This window comes from Streptomyces viridochromogenes DSM 40736 (genome assembly GCF_000158955.1).
Taxonomy (GTDB): domain Bacteria; phylum Actinomycetota; class Actinomycetes; order Streptomycetales; family Streptomycetaceae; genus Streptomyces; species Streptomyces venetus.
On record NZ_GG657757.1, the window covers coordinates 2,155,395 to 2,173,874 of the forward strand.

Annotated in this window: 20 protein-coding genes; 8 read left to right on the forward strand and 12 right to left on the reverse strand. The window is 71.3% G+C overall.

Annotation, left to right across the window (positions count from 1 at the left end; translation table 11 throughout):
• Positions 1-435: 435 nt before the first annotated feature.
• Positions 436-1,407, forward strand: a complete 972-nt coding sequence (locus SSQG_RS09455; RefSeq protein ID WP_039934907.1) for an expansin EXLX1 family cellulose-binding protein — start codon at positions 436-438, stop codon at positions 1,405-1,407.
• Positions 1,408-1,413: 6 nt separating this feature from the next.
• On the opposite strand, the gene SSQG_RS09460 is transcribed toward SSQG_RS09455, so the two are convergent.
• Complete coding sequence (locus SSQG_RS09460; RefSeq protein ID WP_003989515.1) at positions 1,414-2,190, reverse strand: nucleotidyltransferase family protein; 777 nt, start codon at positions 2,188-2,190, stop codon at positions 1,414-1,416.
• Between the two features lie 158 nt (positions 2,191-2,348).
• Here SSQG_RS09460 and SSQG_RS09465 point away from each other — a divergent pair, with 158 nt between their 5' ends.
• Positions 2,349-2,762, forward strand: a complete 414-nt coding sequence (locus SSQG_RS09465) for a RidA family protein (RefSeq protein WP_039932222.1) — start codon at positions 2,349-2,351, stop codon at positions 2,760-2,762.
• A 10-nt stretch (positions 2,763-2,772) separates the two neighbouring features.
• Positions 2,773-3,378, forward strand: coding sequence for a gamma carbonic anhydrase family protein (locus SSQG_RS09470; protein WP_003989517.1), 606 nt, complete (start codon positions 2,773-2,775; stop codon positions 3,376-3,378).
• On the opposite strand, the gene SSQG_RS09475 is transcribed toward SSQG_RS09470, so the two are convergent.
• Positions 3,373-4,101 carry an aspartate/glutamate racemase family protein gene (locus tag SSQG_RS09475; protein ID WP_003989518.1) on the reverse strand — a complete coding sequence of 243 codons (729 nt, stop codon included), beginning with the start codon at positions 4,099-4,101 and terminating at the stop codon, positions 3,373-3,375. The two genes, SSQG_RS09470 and SSQG_RS09475, sit on opposite strands and share 6 nt — an antisense overlap.
• A 5-nt stretch (positions 4,102-4,106) precedes the next feature.
• Entirely contained in the window at positions 4,107-5,558 is a 1,452-nt protein-coding gene (locus SSQG_RS09480; protein ID WP_039932224.1) for an NCS1 family nucleobase:cation symporter-1, read from the reverse strand.
• A gap of 171 nt (positions 5,559-5,729) precedes the next feature.
• Between SSQG_RS09480 and SSQG_RS09485 the strand changes: the two genes are divergently transcribed.
• Complete coding sequence (locus SSQG_RS09485) at positions 5,730-6,386, forward strand: GntR family transcriptional regulator (protein WP_003989520.1); 657 nt, start codon at positions 5,730-5,732, stop codon at positions 6,384-6,386.
• Between the two features lie 14 nt (positions 6,387-6,400).
• On the opposite strand, the gene SSQG_RS09490 is transcribed toward SSQG_RS09485, so the two are convergent.
• Positions 6,401-7,105, reverse strand: coding sequence for a uracil-DNA glycosylase (locus SSQG_RS09490; RefSeq protein ID WP_039932226.1), 705 nt, complete (start codon positions 7,103-7,105; stop codon positions 6,401-6,403).
• A 161-nt stretch (positions 7,106-7,266) separates the two neighbouring features.
• On the opposite strand from SSQG_RS09490, the gene SSQG_RS09495 reads away from it, so the two are divergent.
• Complete coding sequence (locus SSQG_RS09495; protein ID WP_003989522.1) at positions 7,267-7,794, forward strand: RNA-binding S4 domain-containing protein; 528 nt, start codon at positions 7,267-7,269, stop codon at positions 7,792-7,794.
• Positions 7,795-7,812: 18 nt separating this feature from the next.
• Here SSQG_RS09495 and SSQG_RS09500 read toward each other — a convergent pair whose 3' ends face one another.
• On the reverse strand, positions 7,813-8,271 hold the full coding sequence (locus SSQG_RS09500; RefSeq protein ID WP_078507015.1) for a DoxX family protein: 459 nt from the start codon (positions 8,269-8,271) through the stop codon (positions 7,813-7,815).
• Positions 8,272-8,420: 149 nt separating this feature from the next.
• The gene (locus tag SSQG_RS09505; protein ID WP_106434157.1) at positions 8,421-9,101 is read right to left on the reverse strand and encodes a class I SAM-dependent methyltransferase; all 681 of its coding nucleotides are present in this window, start codon (positions 9,099-9,101) and stop codon (positions 8,421-8,423) included.
• A 160-nt stretch (positions 9,102-9,261) separates the two neighbouring features.
• On the opposite strand from SSQG_RS09505, the gene SSQG_RS09510 reads away from it, so the two are divergent.
• Entirely contained in the window at positions 9,262-9,525 is a 264-nt protein-coding gene (locus SSQG_RS09510; RefSeq protein ID WP_208865629.1) for a DUF6343 family protein, read from the forward strand.
• Between the two features lie 139 nt (positions 9,526-9,664).
• Here SSQG_RS09510 and SSQG_RS09515 read toward each other — a convergent pair whose 3' ends face one another.
• From SSQG_RS09515 to rpsA, 4 genes are all read right to left on the reverse strand, one after another.
• Entirely contained in the window at positions 9,665-10,045 is a 381-nt protein-coding gene (locus tag SSQG_RS09515; RefSeq protein ID WP_003989526.1) for a tetratricopeptide repeat protein, read from the reverse strand.
• Positions 10,046-10,095: 50 nt separating this feature from the next.
• Positions 10,096-10,716, reverse strand: a complete 621-nt coding sequence (coaE, locus tag SSQG_RS09520) for a dephospho-CoA kinase (protein WP_003989527.1) — start codon at positions 10,714-10,716, stop codon at positions 10,096-10,098.
• Positions 10,717-10,840: 124 nt separating this feature from the next.
• Positions 10,841-11,779, reverse strand: coding sequence for a PAC2 family protein (locus SSQG_RS09525; protein ID WP_003989528.1), 939 nt, complete (start codon positions 11,777-11,779; stop codon positions 10,841-10,843).
• 164 nt (positions 11,780-11,943) lie between these two features.
• Entirely contained in the window at positions 11,944-13,437 is a 1,494-nt protein-coding gene (rpsA, locus tag SSQG_RS09530; RefSeq protein ID WP_003989529.1) for a 30S ribosomal protein S1, read from the reverse strand.
• 364 nt (positions 13,438-13,801) lie between these two features.
• Between rpsA and SSQG_RS09535 the strand changes: the two genes are divergently transcribed.
• Both SSQG_RS09535 and hrpB read left to right on the forward strand, forming a co-directional pair.
• Positions 13,802-14,611 carry a class I SAM-dependent methyltransferase gene (locus tag SSQG_RS09535; protein ID WP_039932232.1) on the forward strand — a complete coding sequence of 270 codons (810 nt, stop codon included), beginning with the start codon at positions 13,802-13,804 and terminating at the stop codon, positions 14,609-14,611.
• Between the two features lie 106 nt (positions 14,612-14,717).
• Positions 14,718-17,261, forward strand: coding sequence for an ATP-dependent helicase HrpB (gene hrpB, locus SSQG_RS09540; protein WP_003989531.1), 2,544 nt, complete (start codon positions 14,718-14,720; stop codon positions 17,259-17,261).
• Here the strand turns inward: hrpB and SSQG_RS09545 are convergent.
• On the reverse strand, positions 17,251-18,243 hold the full coding sequence (locus tag SSQG_RS09545; RefSeq protein ID WP_039932233.1) for a DUF3068 domain-containing protein: 993 nt from the start codon (positions 18,241-18,243) through the stop codon (positions 17,251-17,253). The genes hrpB and SSQG_RS09545 overlap by 11 nt on opposite strands.
• Positions 18,244-18,268: 25 nt before the next feature.
• The gene (locus tag SSQG_RS40900) at positions 18,269-18,403 is read right to left on the reverse strand and encodes an SPW_0924 family protein (RefSeq protein WP_106434158.1); all 135 of its coding nucleotides are present in this window, start codon (positions 18,401-18,403) and stop codon (positions 18,269-18,271) included.
• Positions 18,404-18,480: the final 77 nt, after the last annotated feature.

Here is an 18,480-nt window from a genome sequence, read left to right on the forward strand (position 1 = left end):
GCGCTCCAGGGCACCGGCCCCCGCTGGGCACGCAGGGCATGGGCGAGCCAGGGCGGCAGCGCAAGGGTGAAGCGGGGGGTCCGGAACACGGGGCTCCTGTCGTCTCGTCGAGGGCGGGGGTGAGCCTTCGGGCGACGGCGGCCGGGGCGGGGTGTGGCTGCTCACGGTAGGCGGGGTTCCTGGAGGAAAGGTTTCCGCGATGTGACGGACCGCCTGAGGGCCGGGTTCTTTATGACCACAAACGGCAGTCGCGGTGACCACCCACCGGCAATCGCTCCGGAGACGGCCGCGGACAGGACGGCCGCGTACGGGACGGCCGCGGACAGGACGGCCGCGTACGGGACGGCCGCGTACGGGACGCGGCAACCTTTTCGGGCTCGTCGACCACTGATGAGACGCAAGCGCGTGTTCTCCCGAACGGACAAGGACTCATCCGTGGCACCCCGTTCCCATCGGCGCCCCCTTCGCAGGCGGCGTACGGCCCTCGCCTCCGCGGTCGCCCTGGCGGCCGTCGCACTCCTCGTGTCCCTGATGGTGGCGCTCCACCCCGGGAGTCAGCCGGGCACCGTGCAGGCCGCGGCCGAGCACTCCACGACTCCGCGGGCGAGCGCCACGCCCACGGCGCCGAAGGCGAAAGCGAAGGCCGAGCGGCGGTCGAAGCGGCAGGCGAAGCCGAAGCCGTCCACGGTGAGCCCCACCCCGGCGCGCACCACGGCCCCGGCACCGGCCCGGCCCTCGCCCGCCGGCAGCCCGCGGTCCGCACAGCGGGCCGTGTCCGACTCGGCGCCACTGGCGGGGCGGATCAAGCCCCAGGTCTCCTACCAGGGGGTGGCCACGCACTACGACGCCGGAGACGGTGACGGCGCCTGCCTGTACGGTCCGAGCCCCGACCTCATGGTCGCCGCGATGAACACCACCGACTACGAGACGTCCAAGGCCTGCGGGGCGTACATCCTCGTCCGCGCGGCGAACGGCGCCTCCGTCACGGTCCGGATCACCAACGAATGCCCCCTGCCCTGCGCCCCCGGGCAGCTCGACCTCAGCAAAGAGGCCTTCGCCAAGCTCGCCGGCCTGTCCGCGGGCCGTATCCCGATCACATGGAGCCTGCTGAGCCCCAGCACGTCGGACACCGTCTCGATCCGCTACAAGTCCGGCTCCAGCCGCCACTGGTGCGGCATCCAGGCGCTCGGCCACCGCAATCCGCTGGCCCGGCTGGAGGTGAGCACCGGGAGCGGCTGGAGCCGTCTGACCCGCACCGAGTACAACTACTTCCTCTCCCCCGACGGCACCGGCTGCGGCGGCGCCCTCCGGCTCACCGACATCTACGGTGAACGACTCACCGTCGACGGCATCGCGCTGCGCCCGGACGCGGTACAGCCGACCCGCGTCCAGTTCGCCCGGCACTGAGTGTGCTCAGGGAGTTTTCTGGGCTCCTCCGGCGCGGAGCAGCGCCTCCGCGCCGGCGATCGCCCGGTCGAGGGCGTCGGGACTCGCCGCCAGGTTCGCCACGAGGGCGTCCACCTCGCCGAGCCCGGCCCGGGCCACGAGTCCCTTCTCGTTGGTGACCCACTCCCCGCGTGCCGCCAGCACCGCGTGAGCGGTCTGGGTCGCGGCGAGTGCGATCGCGCCGGCGACCTGGGTGACCGAGCCCTTCGGCGCGTGGCCCGCCCTGGCGTACGCGAGGGTGGCCGCGGCCATGCCGTGCCAGTGCGGCGGGGCGGTCTCGCGGAGGAGCGGCGGGTAGGCCCCGGGGCGCGGCAGGGTCCCTCTCAGCACCTTGTTGATCGCCAGTTCGGCGGCGAGCAGGTACGTCGGGATGCCCGCCAGGTGGAACATCAGGGGCTCGACGCGGAAGCGGCCCTGCTCGGCTTCCGCCAGTTCGTGTTCGACGACGTCGAGATCGCGGTAGTGGACGTCCACGCGCCGGCCGTGGACGGTCAGCCAGGCGCCTCCGTTGAAGACTCCGCCGCCCCATGCGCCGAGTTCACTGACCTCGCCCTCCCAGCCGATCGCCCGGAGGTCGTCCGGGTCGAAGGCGCCCCGGTAGTAGACCGCCAAGTCCCAGTCGCTGTCGGGACGTTCGGTGCCCTGGGCGCGGGAGCCGCCGAGGGTGACGGCCCGGACGGTGGGGATCGCGGCGAGGCGGCCGGCGGTGGTGTCGAGGAAGGTCTGGTCCGACGGGGTGGGCACGGCGGGCTCCTGGGCAGGCGGTGTCCGGGGAAGGTTAGGGGGATCGCCCGGTCGGTGTGAAACGAAATACGGGTGCGTTCGGGATGCCGGACCTCGCATGATCGGTGGGTTGGGTTGCCCAGTCACGCCAGAGCCGTCGCTCCAGATCGGAGTCCCACGTGATCCGCCGCGTCACCGTCCCGAGCCTCTTCCCGCCGCCCGCCTACTCCCACGCGTCCGTCGTCGAGGCCGGCACGCGGCTGGCGTTCCTCGCCGGTTCCGTGCCGCTGGACGCCCGGGGTGAGCTGGTCGGCCCCGGGGATCCCGTACGGCAGGCCGAGCAGGTGATCGCCAACCTGACGGAGCAGCTGGCCTCCGTGGGGAGCGATCTCGCGCACGTCGTGGCGACCGACGTGTATGTCGTGAGCGGTGAGCCGGCCGTGCTGTCCGCCGTGTGGAGCGTCGTCGAGGCGTCCGGGCTCAGTACGGGTCCGCACTCGTCGACCCTGATCGGCGTGGCGTGCCTCGGGTACACCGGCCAACTGGTGGAGATTACGGCGACAGCCGTCGTGCCCGACGGGGCGCCGACCTGAGGAGAACTCCATGCTGATCGAGCACCGCGGGCGGCGCCCGGTGGTCCCCGAGTCCGCGTACGTCGCCCCGACGGCCGTGCTGTGCGGGGCCGTCGTCCTCGGCGAGCGCAGCCGTGTGCTGCACGGGGCGGTGCTCACCGCCGAGGACGGCGAGGTGCGGGTGGGCTCGGACGTCGTCGTCATGGAGAACGCTCTGGTGCGGGGGCGGGCGGGGCATCCCACCGTCATCGGTGACGCCGTGCTCGTCGGACCGCACGTCCACGTCAACGGGGCCACCCTCGAGGACGAGGTCTTCGTCGCCACCGGTGCCTGTGTCTTCCCCGGCGCCGTCGCGGGCGCCGGATCCGAACTGCGCATCCACAGCGTGCTGCACGTCAACTCCGTGCTGCCGTCCGGCACCGTCCTGCCCATCGGCTGGATCGCGGCGGGCGCGCCGCGGGCCCGGCTCTTCGCGCCCGGCGAGCACGACGAACTCTGGCAGGTGCAGGAGGCGCTGGACTTCCCCGGCACGGTGTACGCCGTACCGCGCGGCACCCCGATGAGGCAGGTCATGGCCCAGCAGGTGGGTTTCTACGGGGCCCATCGCGACGACGTCACGCTCGACGGCCCGTCATGAGCCGGCAGGTCCGGGCCTCCCCCACACCCTCCGTTTCGCCAGCGGCTGGGCGTAACTCCCCACCCGGCTCGTCGTCAGCCCCAGCGCCACCAGCGACTCGGCGAGCCTGACCGCCGCGGCGACGCCGTCGACGACGGGCAGGCCCAGCTTCTCCCCGAGCACGCGCTGCAGCCCCGTCATGCCCGCGCAGCCCAGGACCAGCACCTCGGCCCCGGCGGCGCAGGCCCGTTCGGCGGCGGCCAGGAACGCCGTCTCGGTGCGCTCCTCGTCGCCGAGGTCGAGCACGTTCAGGCCCGTGCCCACGACCGCAGCGCAGTTGCGGCCCACGCCCGCCGTCTCCAGGCTGTCCTCGATCTGACCGCAGGAGCGTTCCAGTGTGGTGACCACGCCGTACCGCCGTCCGAGCAGACAGGCGAGGTGCGCCGCGGCCTCCGTGATGTCCACGACGGGTACGTCCACCAGTTCGCGGACGCCCTCGCGCCCGTGCTCCCCGAAACCGGCCATGACGACGGCGTCGTAGGGCGGTCCGTCGTAGGTGCGCAGCGTGTCCAGGACGGCCGCGGCGGACAGGTGGCTGTCGAGCCAGCCCTCCGCGGACTCGGGCCCCCAGGCGGGGGTCAGTCCGGTCACGACGGTGCCCGGGCCTGCGGCGACCCGGGCACCTCGCACGATCTCTTCGGTCATCTCCTGCGTGGTGTTGCAGTTGGTGACGACGATCCGCACGTCTCTCAGACCTCCGCGGTGGCGCGCTCGGGGCGGCACAGCGCCGTGTACAGTCCGGCCGCGAGTGCCGTGCCGATGAACCAGGAGTACGGCGCGACGTCGCTGAAGGTCTTCACCAGCGCGAGGACCGCCGCGACACCCGCCGCCGGCAGGAACGCCCACAGCGCCTTGGGGTTGAAGCCCTTGCGGTAGTGGTAGCGGGCGCCGGGAGAGGCGTCGAACAGTTCGTCGACGTTCACGCGGCCGCGCTTGACCCAGTAGTAGTCGACCATGATCACGCCGAACAGCGGTCCGAGGAAGGCGCCGAGGCCGCCGAGGAAGTAGTTCACGACGGTCGGGTTGGAGAAGAGGTTCCAGGGGGTGACGAGCAGGGCCGCGACCGTGCTGATCATGCCGCCGACCTTGAAGGTGATCTTCTGCGGCCAGACGTTGGCGAGGTCGTACGCCGGTGAGACGAAGTTGGCGACGATGTTGACACCCATGGTGGCGATGGCGAAGGTCAGCGCGCCCAGGACCAGTACCCAGGTGTTGCCGATCTCGGCGACCAGGTAGGCGGGGTCGGTGATCTCCTTACCGAAGACCTCGAACGCGCCCGCGGTGACGATGACCGAGACGATCACGAAGGCCGTGGAGTTGATGGGCAGGCCCCAGAAGTTTCCGCGCTTGACCGACTTGTAGTCGGGGGCGAAGCGGGAGAAGTCGCAGAAGTTGAGCATCAGGGTGCCGTAGGTGGCGAGGACCAGGCCGATCGCGCCGAACCACTGCCGCCACTGCTCGCCGACGGAGACCGGGTGCGGGGTGGAGGTGAGCGAGATCGTCCAGTCGGCCTTGTAGAGGATCCACCCGGCCAGGGCGATCATCACGAGCCAGATCGCCGGACCGCAGAAGTCCTGGAACTTCCGGACCGATTCCATGCCCCGGCTGATGATCGCCGCCTGGACCAGCCACAGGGCGATGAAGGAGACCCAGCCGAGCGCGTCCAGGCCGAGGAAGGAGTTGTGCGTCCACGACTCAAGACTCGGCCAGGCCGCCAGCAGCATCACGTTGACGGCGACGGAGGCGAGGTAGGTCTGGATGCCGTACCACATGATGGCGATCACGGCCCTGATCAGCGCCGGGATGTTGGCTCCCCAGATGCCGAAGGCGATCCGGCTGACGACCGGGAAGGGCACGCCGTGGCGCTGTCCGATCTTCCCCATCCAGTTCATTCCGATGTAGATGAGCACGAAGCCGACCAGCAGGGAGGTGAAGATCTGCCAGACGTTCATGCCGAGGAAGAGCAGTCCGGCCGCGAAGGTGTAGTTGCCGAGGTTGTGGACGTCGGACATCCACATGGCGAAGAGGTCGAAGACCTTCCAGTTGCGTTTCTTCGCGGGCGCGAGGTCTTCGTTGGTGAGGCGGGGATCGGGGACGAACGCTGGGGCGCCGGTGGCTGCGGCTCGGTCGGCGAGGGACACGGTGGCCTCCATGAGCAAGGGGACGACGGAGGACTGCGCTGCGGGGGGCTGCACGGCCAGTGCGTTTGGTATACCAAACTGCGCACATGGTCTCGTCGTCAACGGTTCTGACGGATATCGCTGCTGTTAACGCTCCGTAAAAGAGGCCTCGCTTCGGCGAAGATGGGCTGCATGACGAAGATCGAACCCCTGGGAGCGGTGCGCGAACGCGTCACGTCCGAGCTGCGGCGGCAGATCATCGCGGGCAGCCTGCTTCCCGGCGACCGCCTGGTCGAACGCGAGCTGGCGGAGCGCTTCGGCGTCTCGCGCGTCCCGGTCCGGGAGGCGATCCGGGCGCTCGTCGCCGAGGGCTTCGTCCACTTCGAGACGCCCCGCCGCACGGTCGTCCGCCGCCTCACCCCGACCGACGTCAAGGAACTGTTCGAACTGCGCGAGGCCCTGGAGGTCTACGCCGCCGGACTCGCCGCGTCCCGTGCGACACCGGAGGACCTCGCCCAGGTCCAGGAGCTCATAGCCCGCGCGGCCGCCGCCACCGAGGCCGGGGACGCCGAGCTGATCACGGACCTCAACAGCCGCCTGCACGACCGCATCGTGGCGATGGCCGGCAACAGCCTGCTGACCGAGGCCCTGGAACCGGTCGCCGGCCGGCTGCGCTGGATGACCCGGCGCAACGAGGAGTGGCCCCAGCTCCTCGTGGAGCACCGCGAGCTGTACGAGGCGATCGCCTCGGGCGATCCCGACCGGGCCCGCGCGCACGCGCTCACCCACGTACGGACCAACTACCGCTCCACGATGCGGCATCTGTTCGGGGACGAGGAAGCGCCCTAGCCGTATCGCCCTCTTCAGCCCCCGGCCACCGGCAGGCCCGCGGCCCGTGCGGCCGTCCGCAGCACGTCGCGCAGCATCACCGGGGTGAGCCGGCCGGTGAAGGTGTTGCGCTGGCTGACGTGGAAGCAGCCGAAGAGATCCAGGCCGTCCAGCTCGAAGCGGGCTCCGTGGGCGAAGGCGGGGCGCGGCCGGGGCACGGACCAGCCCGCCTCGGTGAACGCGGGCAGCGCGGCCTGCCAGCCGAAGGCGCCGAGCACGACGACGGCACGCAGCGTCGGACGCAGCAGCCGCAGCTCCTGCACCAGCCAGGGGCGGCAGGCGTCCCGCTCCTCGGGGGTGGGCTTGTTGGCGGGCGGGGCGCAGTGCACGGGCGAGGTGACACGGACCCCGTACAGCTCCAGCCCGTCGTCGGCGTGCACGGCGGTGGGCTGGGAAGCGAGGCCGACGTCGTACAGCGCCTCGTACAGAACGTCCCCGGACCGGTCGCCGGTGAACATTCGGCCGGTGCGGTTCCCGCCGTGGGCCGCGGGCGCGAGCCCCACGATCAGCAGCCTCGCGTCCGCCGGCCCGAACCCGGGCACCGGCCGTCCCCAGTACGTCCAGTCCGCGTACGCGGCACGCTTCTCCCGCGCCACCTCCTCACGCCAGGACACGAGCCGCGGACAGGCCCGGCAGTCCGAGATGCGCTGGTCCAGAAGGGGAAGGCCGCTGGCGTCCATGGCTCCACCGTAGGCGGCGGTGGGGTCCGCACCCCTCACCGGGAGGCGGAGGACTCACGACGTGCCGGCGCGTGACCCCGAGGTGACGGTCGCGTCCGGTACGGACCCCGGAGGCGTTTTCCCCGCCCGGACGGGCCTCTCGGAGAGCTAAGGTCGGGGGCATGGCTTCTCAAGGTGCGGAGAACGGCGGGGTGGGCGGCGCGGAGGCCCAGGACCCGAAGGTCGCCGCGGCGGTCGCCGCCGCCGAGGCCGCGGGTCCGCAGAGCGGTGAGACCGTACGTGTCGACAGCTGGATCTGGTCCGTACGCCTCGTCAAGACCCGTTCCATGGGCGCCACCGCATGCCGGGGCGGGCATGTGCGCGTCAACGGCGAGCGTGTGAAGCCCGCCCACGCGGTGCGCGTCGGCGACGAGGTTCGCTTGCGGCACGACGGCCGGGAGCGGGTCGTCGTGGTCACACGGCTGATCCGCAAGCGGGTCGGCGCTCCCGTGGCCGTCCAGTGCTACATCGACAACTCCCCGCCACCCCCGCCCCGCGAGGCCGTCGCCCCGGCCGGCATCCGCGACCGCGGTGCGGGCCGCCCGACGAAGCGCGACCGCCGCGAGATGGAACGCCTGCGCGGCCTGCCCGGCCCGGGACCCGGCAGCGGCCCCGGCCCCGGCGGGGGGCCGGGCAAGCCGGGGTCGTGAGCAGTGCACGCGGCAGGGTCACGCACGGAGCCGCAGCAGTCGCAGCAGATCGGCGTTGTGCCCCCGCCGAGCCCAGGCGATGAGGGCGAGCGGCACGATCAGGATCAGCGGCGTCGCCGCGTACCGCCCGTCGAAGACGGCGATCTGGACGATGAACGCGCCCACCATCAGCGCACTCAGCGCCATCGCCGCCACCGACTGGAGCACCGGAATCAACAGGGCGACTCCTCCGGCCAGTTCGAGTACGCCGATCGTGTACATCCCAGCGTTGCCCCAGCCGAGCTCCTCGAAGGACTCGACGGCCGAAGAGTGGGCGATCAGCTTGGGCAGGGCGCTCGCGACCACGTAGAACAGGGCGAGCAGTACCTGAAGACCGCGCAGCGCGATCCGGGCACGCCGCCCGCGAGCAGTCGCGGACTCGGCGACAACACGCCCGGACGGGGCGGACGCGGGGGCGGTGGCGGTGGTCTTGGGCATGGAGGACATGGAGGTCTCCTGGGGTGAGCGGTCCGTGATGATGACGCAGAGGCAGACCGCCCCTGCCCCTCGAACTCATCGACGCCCAGCGGACTTTCCGTTCCGGCTCACCCAGGCCCCACCCCCAGGACCTTCAACCACCTGTCCGCCTAAGGCGTCGGCACCGCCCTCACCCAGATCCGGTTGTCCGTCAGGTACTCGTCCACCCTCAGCCCTGTCTCCCGCAGCGCCTCCTCGAACTGAGCCTTGGTCAGCGGGCGGGCGCGGAACGTGTGCGTCCAGACCGCGTCCGGGAACTCGTACTCCGCGCGCACCGAGTTGACCCCGTCGCCGACCGGCTCCGCCGACACGATCCGTAGGGTGAAGCCGCTGGGATCGACCCGTTCGCGTGGCACGTTCGTGTGATAGTCCTCGCCTTCCCGCTGGATCAGCACACTGCCTCCTTCCGCGAGGTGGCGCACGCAGGTGCGCAGCAGGCCCCTGCGGATCTCGGCGTCCCCGGCGTGCACGAGGAACGACGCCAGCAGCACCACGTCGAACTTCTCGCCCAGGTCGAGTTCCTCGATCGGGCCGCATATCGTCCGCGCCCCGCGGACCCGCTCCAGCATCTCGGCGGACTCGTCCACCGCCGTGACCGTGAACCCGCGCTCCAGCAGCGCGTGCGTCATACGGCCGACCCCGCTGCCCAGCTCCAGGATGTGCGCTCCCTTGGGCACCGCGGCGGCGATGATGTCCGGTTCGTCCCCGATGGGGAGCCGTGAATAGAGCTCCACCGCACAGCCGTCCGGGGTGATGGCCCCCGGCCCCGTCCCCTCGTACCCCTCACGCATGTTCAGCTCCATGCCCGTCCAACGGCCCACCCCCGCAAGCCAGTTCCCATGCCGACCGCCTTCACCCGTCCGAGTGAGCGCAGTCCTGTACGGGCCCGGTTACTCCTGTTGGTCAGCGCCCGCGCCGAGGAGTACGTTGCAAACAGGAGTGGAGATCGCGATGCGTACGGGCAGTGAACCGACGACTGCGCGCAGTGCTCTGCGGGCGCGCTTGTGGCTCAGTCTGTGGGGGCTTGCCTGGGCGCTCTTCGGGACGGTCGCGTTCACGATCGTCGGACGGACCGGCTGGGCCATCGCCTGCGGCGTACTGCTGCTGGTCGTCACGATCGATCTCGTCGTGATCATCAGGCACATCCGCCAGGGCCCGCACTACCAGCCGGGCCCCGACATCCCGCCCTACCGACCGCCGGACAACCGCCCCTGAGACGGACGCTCCGGCCGACCGGCCCACCACGGCGGACGCTCACAGCCGACGAGCCGCATGAGCCGCACCGCATGAGCCGCAAGAACCGCGCCGCATGCGCCGCACCCTGAGCGGCCGGCTCACCAGTAGAAGCGCGCCCTCACGAGTCGAAGCGCGCCGCCTTGAGGAACTCCGGGTTGGGGTCCAGCGCGGCGGCCAGGCGGAAATGGCGCTGGGCCTGCTCGGGACGTCCCTGCCGCTCATATGTGCGGGCGAGCGCGAAGTGCGCGAACGCGTTGTCCGGCTCGCGCTCCAGGACGATGGAGAACTCGAGCTCGGCCGGCCTCAGCTGCGCCGCCGCGAAGAAGGCCCGGGCGCGCAGCAGTCGCGCGGCGGTGTTCTCCGGGTGTGAGGCGACGACTTCGTCGAGCAGTTTCACCGCGCCCCGCGGATCACGCGCCGCGAGCAGTTGCTCGGCGGCGCGGAAGTCGATGACGTCCGTCTCCGGAGTACGTCCGTTCGGACCGCTGGTCTCGGGCACGGCAGAATCCTTCCCTCACTGGACGGCTTCAACGCTCCCTCAAGGTGGCGCTATTCCGGAGGGGACGGCCGGGACGCCTGCGACCTGCGCTCCAGCTCGGCCCACACCTCACTCACGCGCCTCTCCAGATCCTCCAGCGGGACGTCGTTGTCGATGACGACGTCCGCGATCTCCCGACGCTGCTCCCGCGTCGCCTGCGCGGCCATCCGCGCCCGGGCGTCCTCCTCGCTCATGCCACGCAGCCGAACGAGCCGGTCGAGCTGGGTCTCGGGGCTCGCGTCGACGACGATCACGACGTCGTACAGCGATGCCAGGCCGTTCTCGGTGAGGAGCGGGACGTCGTGGACGACGACCGCGTCCTCGGCGGCGGCCGCCTCGAGCTCGCGGGAGCGGGCGCCGACCAGGGGGTGGACGATCGAGTTGAGGGTGCTGAGCTTCGCCGCGTCGGCGAAGACGATGGAGCCGAGCTTCGGCCGGTCCAGGCTGCCGTCGGCGGCGAGCACCTGCTCACCGAAGGCCGCCACGACCGCGGCGAGACCAGGGGTCCCGGGTGCGACGACCTCCCGCGCGATGCGGTCCGCGTCGATCAGCACGGCACCGCGCTCGACGAGCAGCCGTGACACCTCACTCTTGCCGGCGCCGATACCACCGGTCAGGCCAACCTTCAGCATGTGCGGCAGCCTAGACGCTCCGCTGAGGAGGCGGATCCGGGTGGTGCGGGTCGTCTTGCGTGTGCGGGTCGTGTCGGGCCGGCGGCGCAGTTCCCCGCGCCCCTTTCGGCGCGCGTCACCCGGGTCAGTTGTCGCCTTCTCGTTCCGCCAGGAACTTCTCGAACTCCTGGCCGATCTCGTCGGCCGACGGGATGTCGACCGGTTCGGCGAGCATGTTGCCGCGGGACTCGGCGCCGGCGACGGCGTCGTACTGGTGCTCCAGGCCCTCGACCAGGGCGGTGAGGTCCTCGTCGCCCTCGCGGATCTGCCGGTCGATCTCCGTCTGGGTGCGGTGGGCCTCCGAGCGCAGGGCATGGGCGATCCCGGGCAGGACCAGTCCGGTCGCCGCCGTGATGGCTTCCAGGACCGTCAGGGCCGCGTCCGGGTACGGGGAGCGGGCGATGTAGTGCGGGACGTGGGCGGCCACACCCAGGACGTCGTGCCCCGCCTGGAGCAGGCGGTACTCGATGAGGGACTCGGCGCTGCCGGGCACCTGCGCCTCCTCGAACGGGCTGCGGTGGCCCGGGACGAGGTCGGTGCGGTTGCCGTGCGGGGTGAGGCCGACGGGCCGGGTGTGCGGGACGCCCATGGGGATGCCGTGGAAGTTGACCGAGAGGCGGACGCCGAGCCGCTCGACGATCTGCTTCACGGCCGCGGCGAAGCGCTCCCACTCCACGTCCGGCTCGGGCCCGGAGAGCAGCAGGAACGGAGCGCCGGTGGCGTCCTGCACCAGCCGCACCTCGATGGCGGGGTCCTCGTAGTCGCTCCAGCGGTCGCGCTTGAACGTCAGCAGCGGGCGGCGGGCCCGGTAGTCCACGAGCCGGTCGTGGTCGAACCGGGCGACGAGCTGGTGAGGCAGCGAGTCGAGCAGCCGGTCGACGATCTGGTCCCCCGTCTCACCGGCGTCGATGTATCCGTCGAAGTGGTAGAGCATGACAAGACCGGCCGACTCCTGGGCCAGCGCCATGTCGACGACGGACAGCCCCTTCGGCTCCCATGCGTACAAACCCTGCGGATCAAGCACTGTGACCGCCCCTCCTCGTATTCATACTGCACAACGCCCTTGCGGGTATGGGCATTCCCTTGGAGGAGGAGAACATCGATCTTGGCGGCACATCCGGGAAACACCAAGGGGCCGCACCTCGAAAGGTACGGCCCCTCGGTCAGGAGCTACAGCTCAGCGGGCGTTCAGCTCTGCCCACCGGCCAGCTTCTCGCGAAGCGCGGCAAGCGCCTCGTCCGAAGCGAGCGCACCGGAGTTGTCCGGGCCCTCGGAGGAGTACGAACCGCCACCGGACGCGGCCGGAGCGGCGGTCTCGCCACCCTCGGCAGCGGCCTTCTCGTCCGCCTCGCGGGACTTGATGACCTGCGCCTGGTGCTGCTCGAAGCGCTGCTGCGCCTCGGCGTACTGGGTCTCCCACGCCTCGCGCTGGGTCTCGTAGCCCTCGAGCCAGTCGTTGGTCTCGGGGTCGAAGCCCTCGGGGTAGATGTAGTTGCCCTGGTCGTCGTAGGACGCGGCCATGCCGTACAGGGTCGGGTCGAACTCGACCGCCGACGGGTCGGAACCGAAGGACTCGTTGGCCTGCTTCAGCGAGAGGCTGATGCGACGACGCTCGAGGTCGATGTCGATGACCTTGACGAAGATCTCGTCGTTGACCTGGACGACCTGCTCCGGGATCTCCACGTGGCGCTCGGCCAGCTCGGAGATGTGGACCAGACCCTCGATGCCCTCGTCCACGCGGACGAACGCACCGAACGGAACCAGCTTCGTGACCTTGCCGGGCACGACCTGGCCGATCTGGTGGGTGCGGGCGAACTGCTGCCACGGGTCTTCCTGGGTCGCCTTCAGCGACAGGGAGACACGCTCGCGGTCCATGTCGACGTCGAGGACCTCGACGGTGACCTCCTGGCCGACCTCGACAACCTCGGACGGGTGGTCGATGTGCTTCCAGGACAGCTCGGAGACGTGGACCAGACCGTCGACGCCACCCAGGTCCACGAAGGCACCGAAGTTGACGATCGAGGAGACGACGCCGGAACGGACCTGACCCTTCTGGAGGGTCGTGAGGAACGTCTGGCGGACCTCGGACTGGGTCTGCTCCAGCCAGGCACGGCGGGACAGGACCACGTTGTTGCGGTTCTTGTCCAGCTCGATGATCTTGGCCTCGAGCTCCTTGCCCACGTAGGGCTGGAGGTCGCGGACGCGGCGCATCTCGACCAGAGAGGCCGGAAGGAAGCCACGGAGGCCGATGTCAAGGATGAGACCACCCTTGACGACCTCGATGACGGTACCGGTGACGATCCCGTCCTCTTCCTTGATCTTCTCGATGGTGCCCCAGGCACGCTCGTACTGGGCGCGCTTCTTCGAGAGGATCAGGCGGCCTTCCTTGTCCTCCTTCTGGAGAACAAGGGCCTCGATCTCGTCACCGACGGCGACGACCTCGTTCGGGTCGACGTCGTGCTTGATCGAGAGCTCGCGGCTCGGGATCACACCTTCGGTCTTGTAACCGATGTCGAGCAGGACCTCGTCCCGGTCGACCTTCACGATGACGCCGTCGACGATGTCGCCGTCGTTGAAGTACTTGATCGTCTCGTCGATCGCGGCGAGGAAGGCTTCCTCGTTACCGATGTCGTTGACCGCTACCTGCGGGGTGGTGGCGGTGGTCTCGGTGCTGCTCGTCATGTGGGAAAGGGCTCCGGTACGGACATTGAAGTCGTAGGTACTGCTACGCCGGGAGCCCGTTTCGCTCTGCAGAAGCCGGACAGCCAAGGAAGCGCCACTCAAAAACAGTGGCGCCTCGACAACCGAGGGGACATACATACAGATGCGAGCGCAGCCTGCTACGTCTGAGGTGCGCAGGCCCGCAGCGCAACTTGTAGCATACGGGGGCAGCCGGGCAGGGTCAATGCGCGAAGCCGCCCACGCAGGGCGGAACGCCGCATACCCGGCACAAGTCGTGTCGTCCGAGGCCACGCAGGGCGTGCAACACCCCCCTCGTGACCCTCCGGGGCCGACTTGACGGAAGAGTACGACGAGGGAGCCGATCATCCAAGAGCCCGAAGCGTCCGAACCCGAGGCCACCCGGCGTGCCGCCGGTGTCACGGAGAGCTCCCGCGCCAACCGTGGCTGGTGGGACCGCAACGCGGACGAGTACCAGGTGGAGCACGGCACGTTCCTCGGCGACGACCGCTTCGTGTGGAGTCCCGAGGGTCTGGACGAGGTGGAGGCCGAACTGCTCGGCCCGCCGGAGGAGCTGAAGGGCAAGGACGTCCTGGAGCTCGGCGCCGGCGCCGGGCAGTGCTCGCGCTGGCTGGCCGGCCAGGGCGCCCGCCCGGTGGCCCTGGACATCTCGCACCGGCAGTTGCAGCACGCGCTGCGCATCGGCGGCCCGTTCCCCCTGGTGTGCGCCGACGCCGGGGCGCTGCCCTTCGCGGACGGCTCGTTCGACCTGGCCTGCTCGGCTTACGGGGCGCTGCCCTTCGTCGCCGACCCCCGGCTGGTGCTGCGGGAGGTGCGCCGGGTGCTGCGGCCCGGCGGCCGTCTCGTCTTCTCGGTGACACATCCGATCCGCTGGGCCTTCCCGGACGAGCCGGGGCCCGAGGGCCTGTCGGTGTCGTCCTCCTACTTCGACCGCACGCCCTACGTCGAGCAGGACGAGGAGGGCCGCGCGGTCTACGTGGAGCACCACCGGACGCTCGGCGACCGCGTCCGGGACGTCGTGGCCTCCGGCTTCCGGCTCATGGACCTGGTGGAGCCGGAGTGGCCGGCCTGGAACACGTCCGCGTGGGGCGGCTGGTCGCCGCTGCGCGGGAACCTGATCCCGGGGACGGCGATCTTCGTCTGCGAGCGGGACTGAGCCGCTCCGCGGGACAGCCGCCCCCTCGCGGGCTGCGGCGCCGTCGTGGTTGGTCGCGCAGTTCCCCGCGCCCCTCTTATGGGCGCGGGCGTACGACACTGGGGGCGTGATCCGTTACGACGCCCTGGAAGCCCTTCCTGTACGTGGTGCCCTGCCCGATCTGACCGAGGCCCTGGACGGGCACGGCACCGCCGTTCTCGTGGCGCCCCCCGGCACCGGCAAGACGACGCTGGTGCCGCTGGAGCTCGCGGGGCTGCTCGGGGAGGGGCCCGAGCGGCGGGTGGTCGTCGCCGAGCCGCGGCGGATCGCGGCCCGGGCGGCGGCGCGGCGGATGGCGTGGCTGCTCGGCGAGAAGGCCGGCGAGAGCGTCGGCTACACCGTGCGCGGGGAACGGGTCGTCGGGCGGCACACGCGCGTGGAGGTCGTCACCACCGGTGTGCTGGTGCAGCGGTTGCAGCGGGACCAGGAGCTCGCCGGTGTCGACGTGGTGCTGCTCGACGAATGCCACGAGCGGCATCTGGACGCGGACACCGCGGCGGCGTTCCTGTGGGACGTACGGCAGACGCTGCGGCCGGAGCTGCGGCTGGTGGCCGCCTCGGCCACGACGGACGCCCAAGGGTGGGCGCGGTTGCTGGGCGGGGCGCCGGTGGTGGAGGCGCGAGGGGCCTCGCATCCGGTGGAGGTCGTCTGGGCGCCGCCGGTGCGGCCCTCCCCCAGGCCGCCGCACGGGATGCGGGTCGACCCGGCGCTGCTCACGCACGTCGCGTCGGTGGTGCGGCGGGCGCTGGCCGAACGGGACGGCGACGTGCTGTGTTTCCTTCCGGGCGTCGGGGAGATCTCACGGATCGCCGGGCAGCTCGGGGGGCTCGGGGACGTCGAGGTGCTTCAGGTGCACGGGCGGGCGCCGGCGGCCGTGCAGGACGCGGTGCTGGCGGGCGGGGAGCGGCGGCGGGTGGTGCTCACGACGTCCGTGGCGGAGTCGTCGCTGACGGTTCCGGGCGTACGGGTGGTCGTCGACTCCGGGCTGGCGCGGGAGCCTCGTGTCGACCACGCGCGCGGGCTGAGCGCGCTGACGACGGTGCGTGCCTCACAGGCGGCCGGGCGGCAGCGGGCGGGCCGGGCCGGGCGTGAGGCTCCGGGGGCGGTGTACCGGTGCTGGGCGGAGGCAGAGGACGCGCGGCTGGCGCGTTTTCCGTCGCCGGAGATCAAGGTGGCCGATCTGACGGCGTTCGCGTTGCAGGTGGCGTGCTGGGGGGATCCGGACGCGTCGGGGCTGGCGCTGCTGGATCCGCCGCCCGCCGGGGGTATGGCGGCGGCGCGGGAGATCCTGGGAGCTGTCGGGGCGGTCGACTCCGTCGGGCGGGCCACGGAGCGTGGGGTTTCCCTGTCGCGGTTGGGGCTTCATCCGCGGTTGGGACGGGCGCTGGTCGACTCGATGCCGTTGGTGGGGGCCGAGCGGGCCTCGGAGGTGGTCGCTCTGCTGAGTGAGGAGGCGCCTCGGGAGTACGGCGATGATCTGGCGGGTGCCTTGCGCAGTGCGCGGCGTGGGGGTGACGCCTATTCCTCCCGGTGGCGGGGTGAGGTTCGGCGGCTGCGGGCCGTAGTGGCGGACATTTCCCAGCCACCCGCCCGTAACCGCCCTCCAGCGGCCGGGGTCGAGGGTGGGGACAGCAGCTCCGAGGATCGCCGGACAGGCCTCGTCGCCGCCCTCGCCTTTCCTGAGCGTGTCGCCAAGGCAGACGGCGGGTCGTACCTCATGGTCTCCGGAACCCGTGCCGAGGTCGGTGACGGGAGTGGACTGCGTGGTGCCCCCTGGATCGCCGTGGCCGTGGCCGACCGGCCCGTCGGCAAGGGGCACGCGCGCGTGCAGTCGGGAGCCGTCGTCGACGAGGACGTGGCCCGGCTCGCCGCGGGTGCGCTGCTCGACGAACGGGACGAGGTGCACTGGGACGGCGGGGACGTCGTGGCCCGGCGGGTGGAGCGGCTGGGGGCCGTGGAGTTGGCGGTGCGGCCGCTGAAGGACGCCGACCCCGGCCTCGTGCGTGGCGCGCTGCTCGACGGGCTGCGGCAGGAGGGGTTCGGGCTGCTGCGGTGGTCGACCGAGGCCGAGGTCCTGCGGCAGCGGCTCGCGTTTCTGCGGCTGCGTGTCGGCGATCCCTGGCCCGAGGTCACCGACGAGGCGCTCCACGCGCGCGTGGAGGAGTGGCTGGAGCCGGAGCTGAGCCGGGCCCGGCGGCGGGCCGATCTGGCGCGGATCGACGCCGGGGAGGCGCTCGCGCGGCTGCTGCCCTGGGCTTGCGGGGAGGCGGGCCGGCTCGACGAACTCGCCCCGGAGCGGATCACCGTGCCGAGCGGGTCGAGGATCCGGATCGACTGGTCCCGGCCCGAGCAGCCGGTGCTCGCGGTGAAGCTGCAGGAGATGTTCGGGCTCCAGGAGTCGCCGCGGGTCGCCGGGGTGCCGCTGCTGGTCCATCTGCTGTCCCCGGCCGGGCGGCCGGCCGCGGTCACCGCCGACCTCGCCTCCTTCTGGAAGGACGGCTACAAGGGCGTACGGGCGGAGCTGCGCGGGCGGTATCCGAAACACCCGTGGCCCGAGGACCCGGCCGCCGCCGAGCCCACCCGGCACACCAACGCCCGGCTCAGGCGCTGACCGTCGAGGGCTCCTCGGTCTCCGTGGCAGTGGGGCCGGCCGGCCTGCGGCCGCGCGCCTCCAGGTGGAGGGAGAGGGTGAGGAGCGACAGGCCCAGGGCCAGGAAGCCCCACGGCAGGTACGACGTCATCAGCAGGACCAGGGTGCGGTTGGACTTGACGAGGTCGACCGTGTGGTCGATGTAGTCCTCGCGCATCTTGACGTGCCCGGCGAACGCCGTCACCTTGTCGCGGTCGCCGAGGAGGGTGCCGCCGCGCAGTTCCTCCCGGTGGAGTTCCTCGCCGTAGACGGGGGCGCCGGTGAGGGGTTCGACCCAGAACTTGCGGACCGTGGTGTACCAGCGGGTCGTGCCGGTCTTGGCGACCGCCTCGGGGGTGAGGCCCTCGACGGGCAGGGTCTCGGGGATCCTCACCTTGGTCCAGGGGATGGTCTGCTCGAAGTAGTAGACCTCCAGGCCGCGGAAGTCCTGGGTGCCCTTGTAACGGATGGGGGCGGTGACGCGGGCCTGGGCGTCGAAGTACTCGTAGTCCCGCTTCTCCGTGAGGAAAGGCCACTTGAACTCGATGCCCTGGCGGCGCACCGGGTCGCCGTCGACCATCTCGCCGGTGGCGTGGACGGGTTCCTGGGTGTGGGCGTCGAAGATGTAGCGCTCGGGGATCTTGGACACCATCTCGCCGTCGGGGCCGACGACGTAGGACAGGCCGTCCCAGACGACGACGTCCCGGCCGGCCGACTCCTCGATGCGCTCGGATGCCTCGACGTCACCCTTGAGGGTCTGCACGATGGTGACCTTGGAGACCTTCCTCGCCCGCATCGTGGCGTAGTCGAGGAGGGTGGCGTCCTTCGCCTCCAGGACCATGTCCTGGTACTGGTTCGCGGGGACCTTGGCGAGGCGCGGGAAGGCGTACCAGCGCAGCAGCGGGGACAGCGCCGCGAAGAACACGGCGAGGGCGAGCAGGACCAGGCCGGCCTTGCGGCGCATCTCGGCCTCCCTCCCGGGCGGGCGGTCAGGGGTGTGCGGGCACCGTCGTCAGCAGCGGTTTCGGGGACGTCCCGCCGGAGGGGGCGCCGAGGGCGGTCAGCGTCAGGACCACGGCGAGCGCGACGGCGAGACCGGTGGCGGCGGCGACGAGGGTGCGCATACGGGGCCTCCCCACGAATGGAGCTGATACACCGTCAGGTTTCTGGGCACCGTAGCAACGGGCGGCGGAGATGAGAA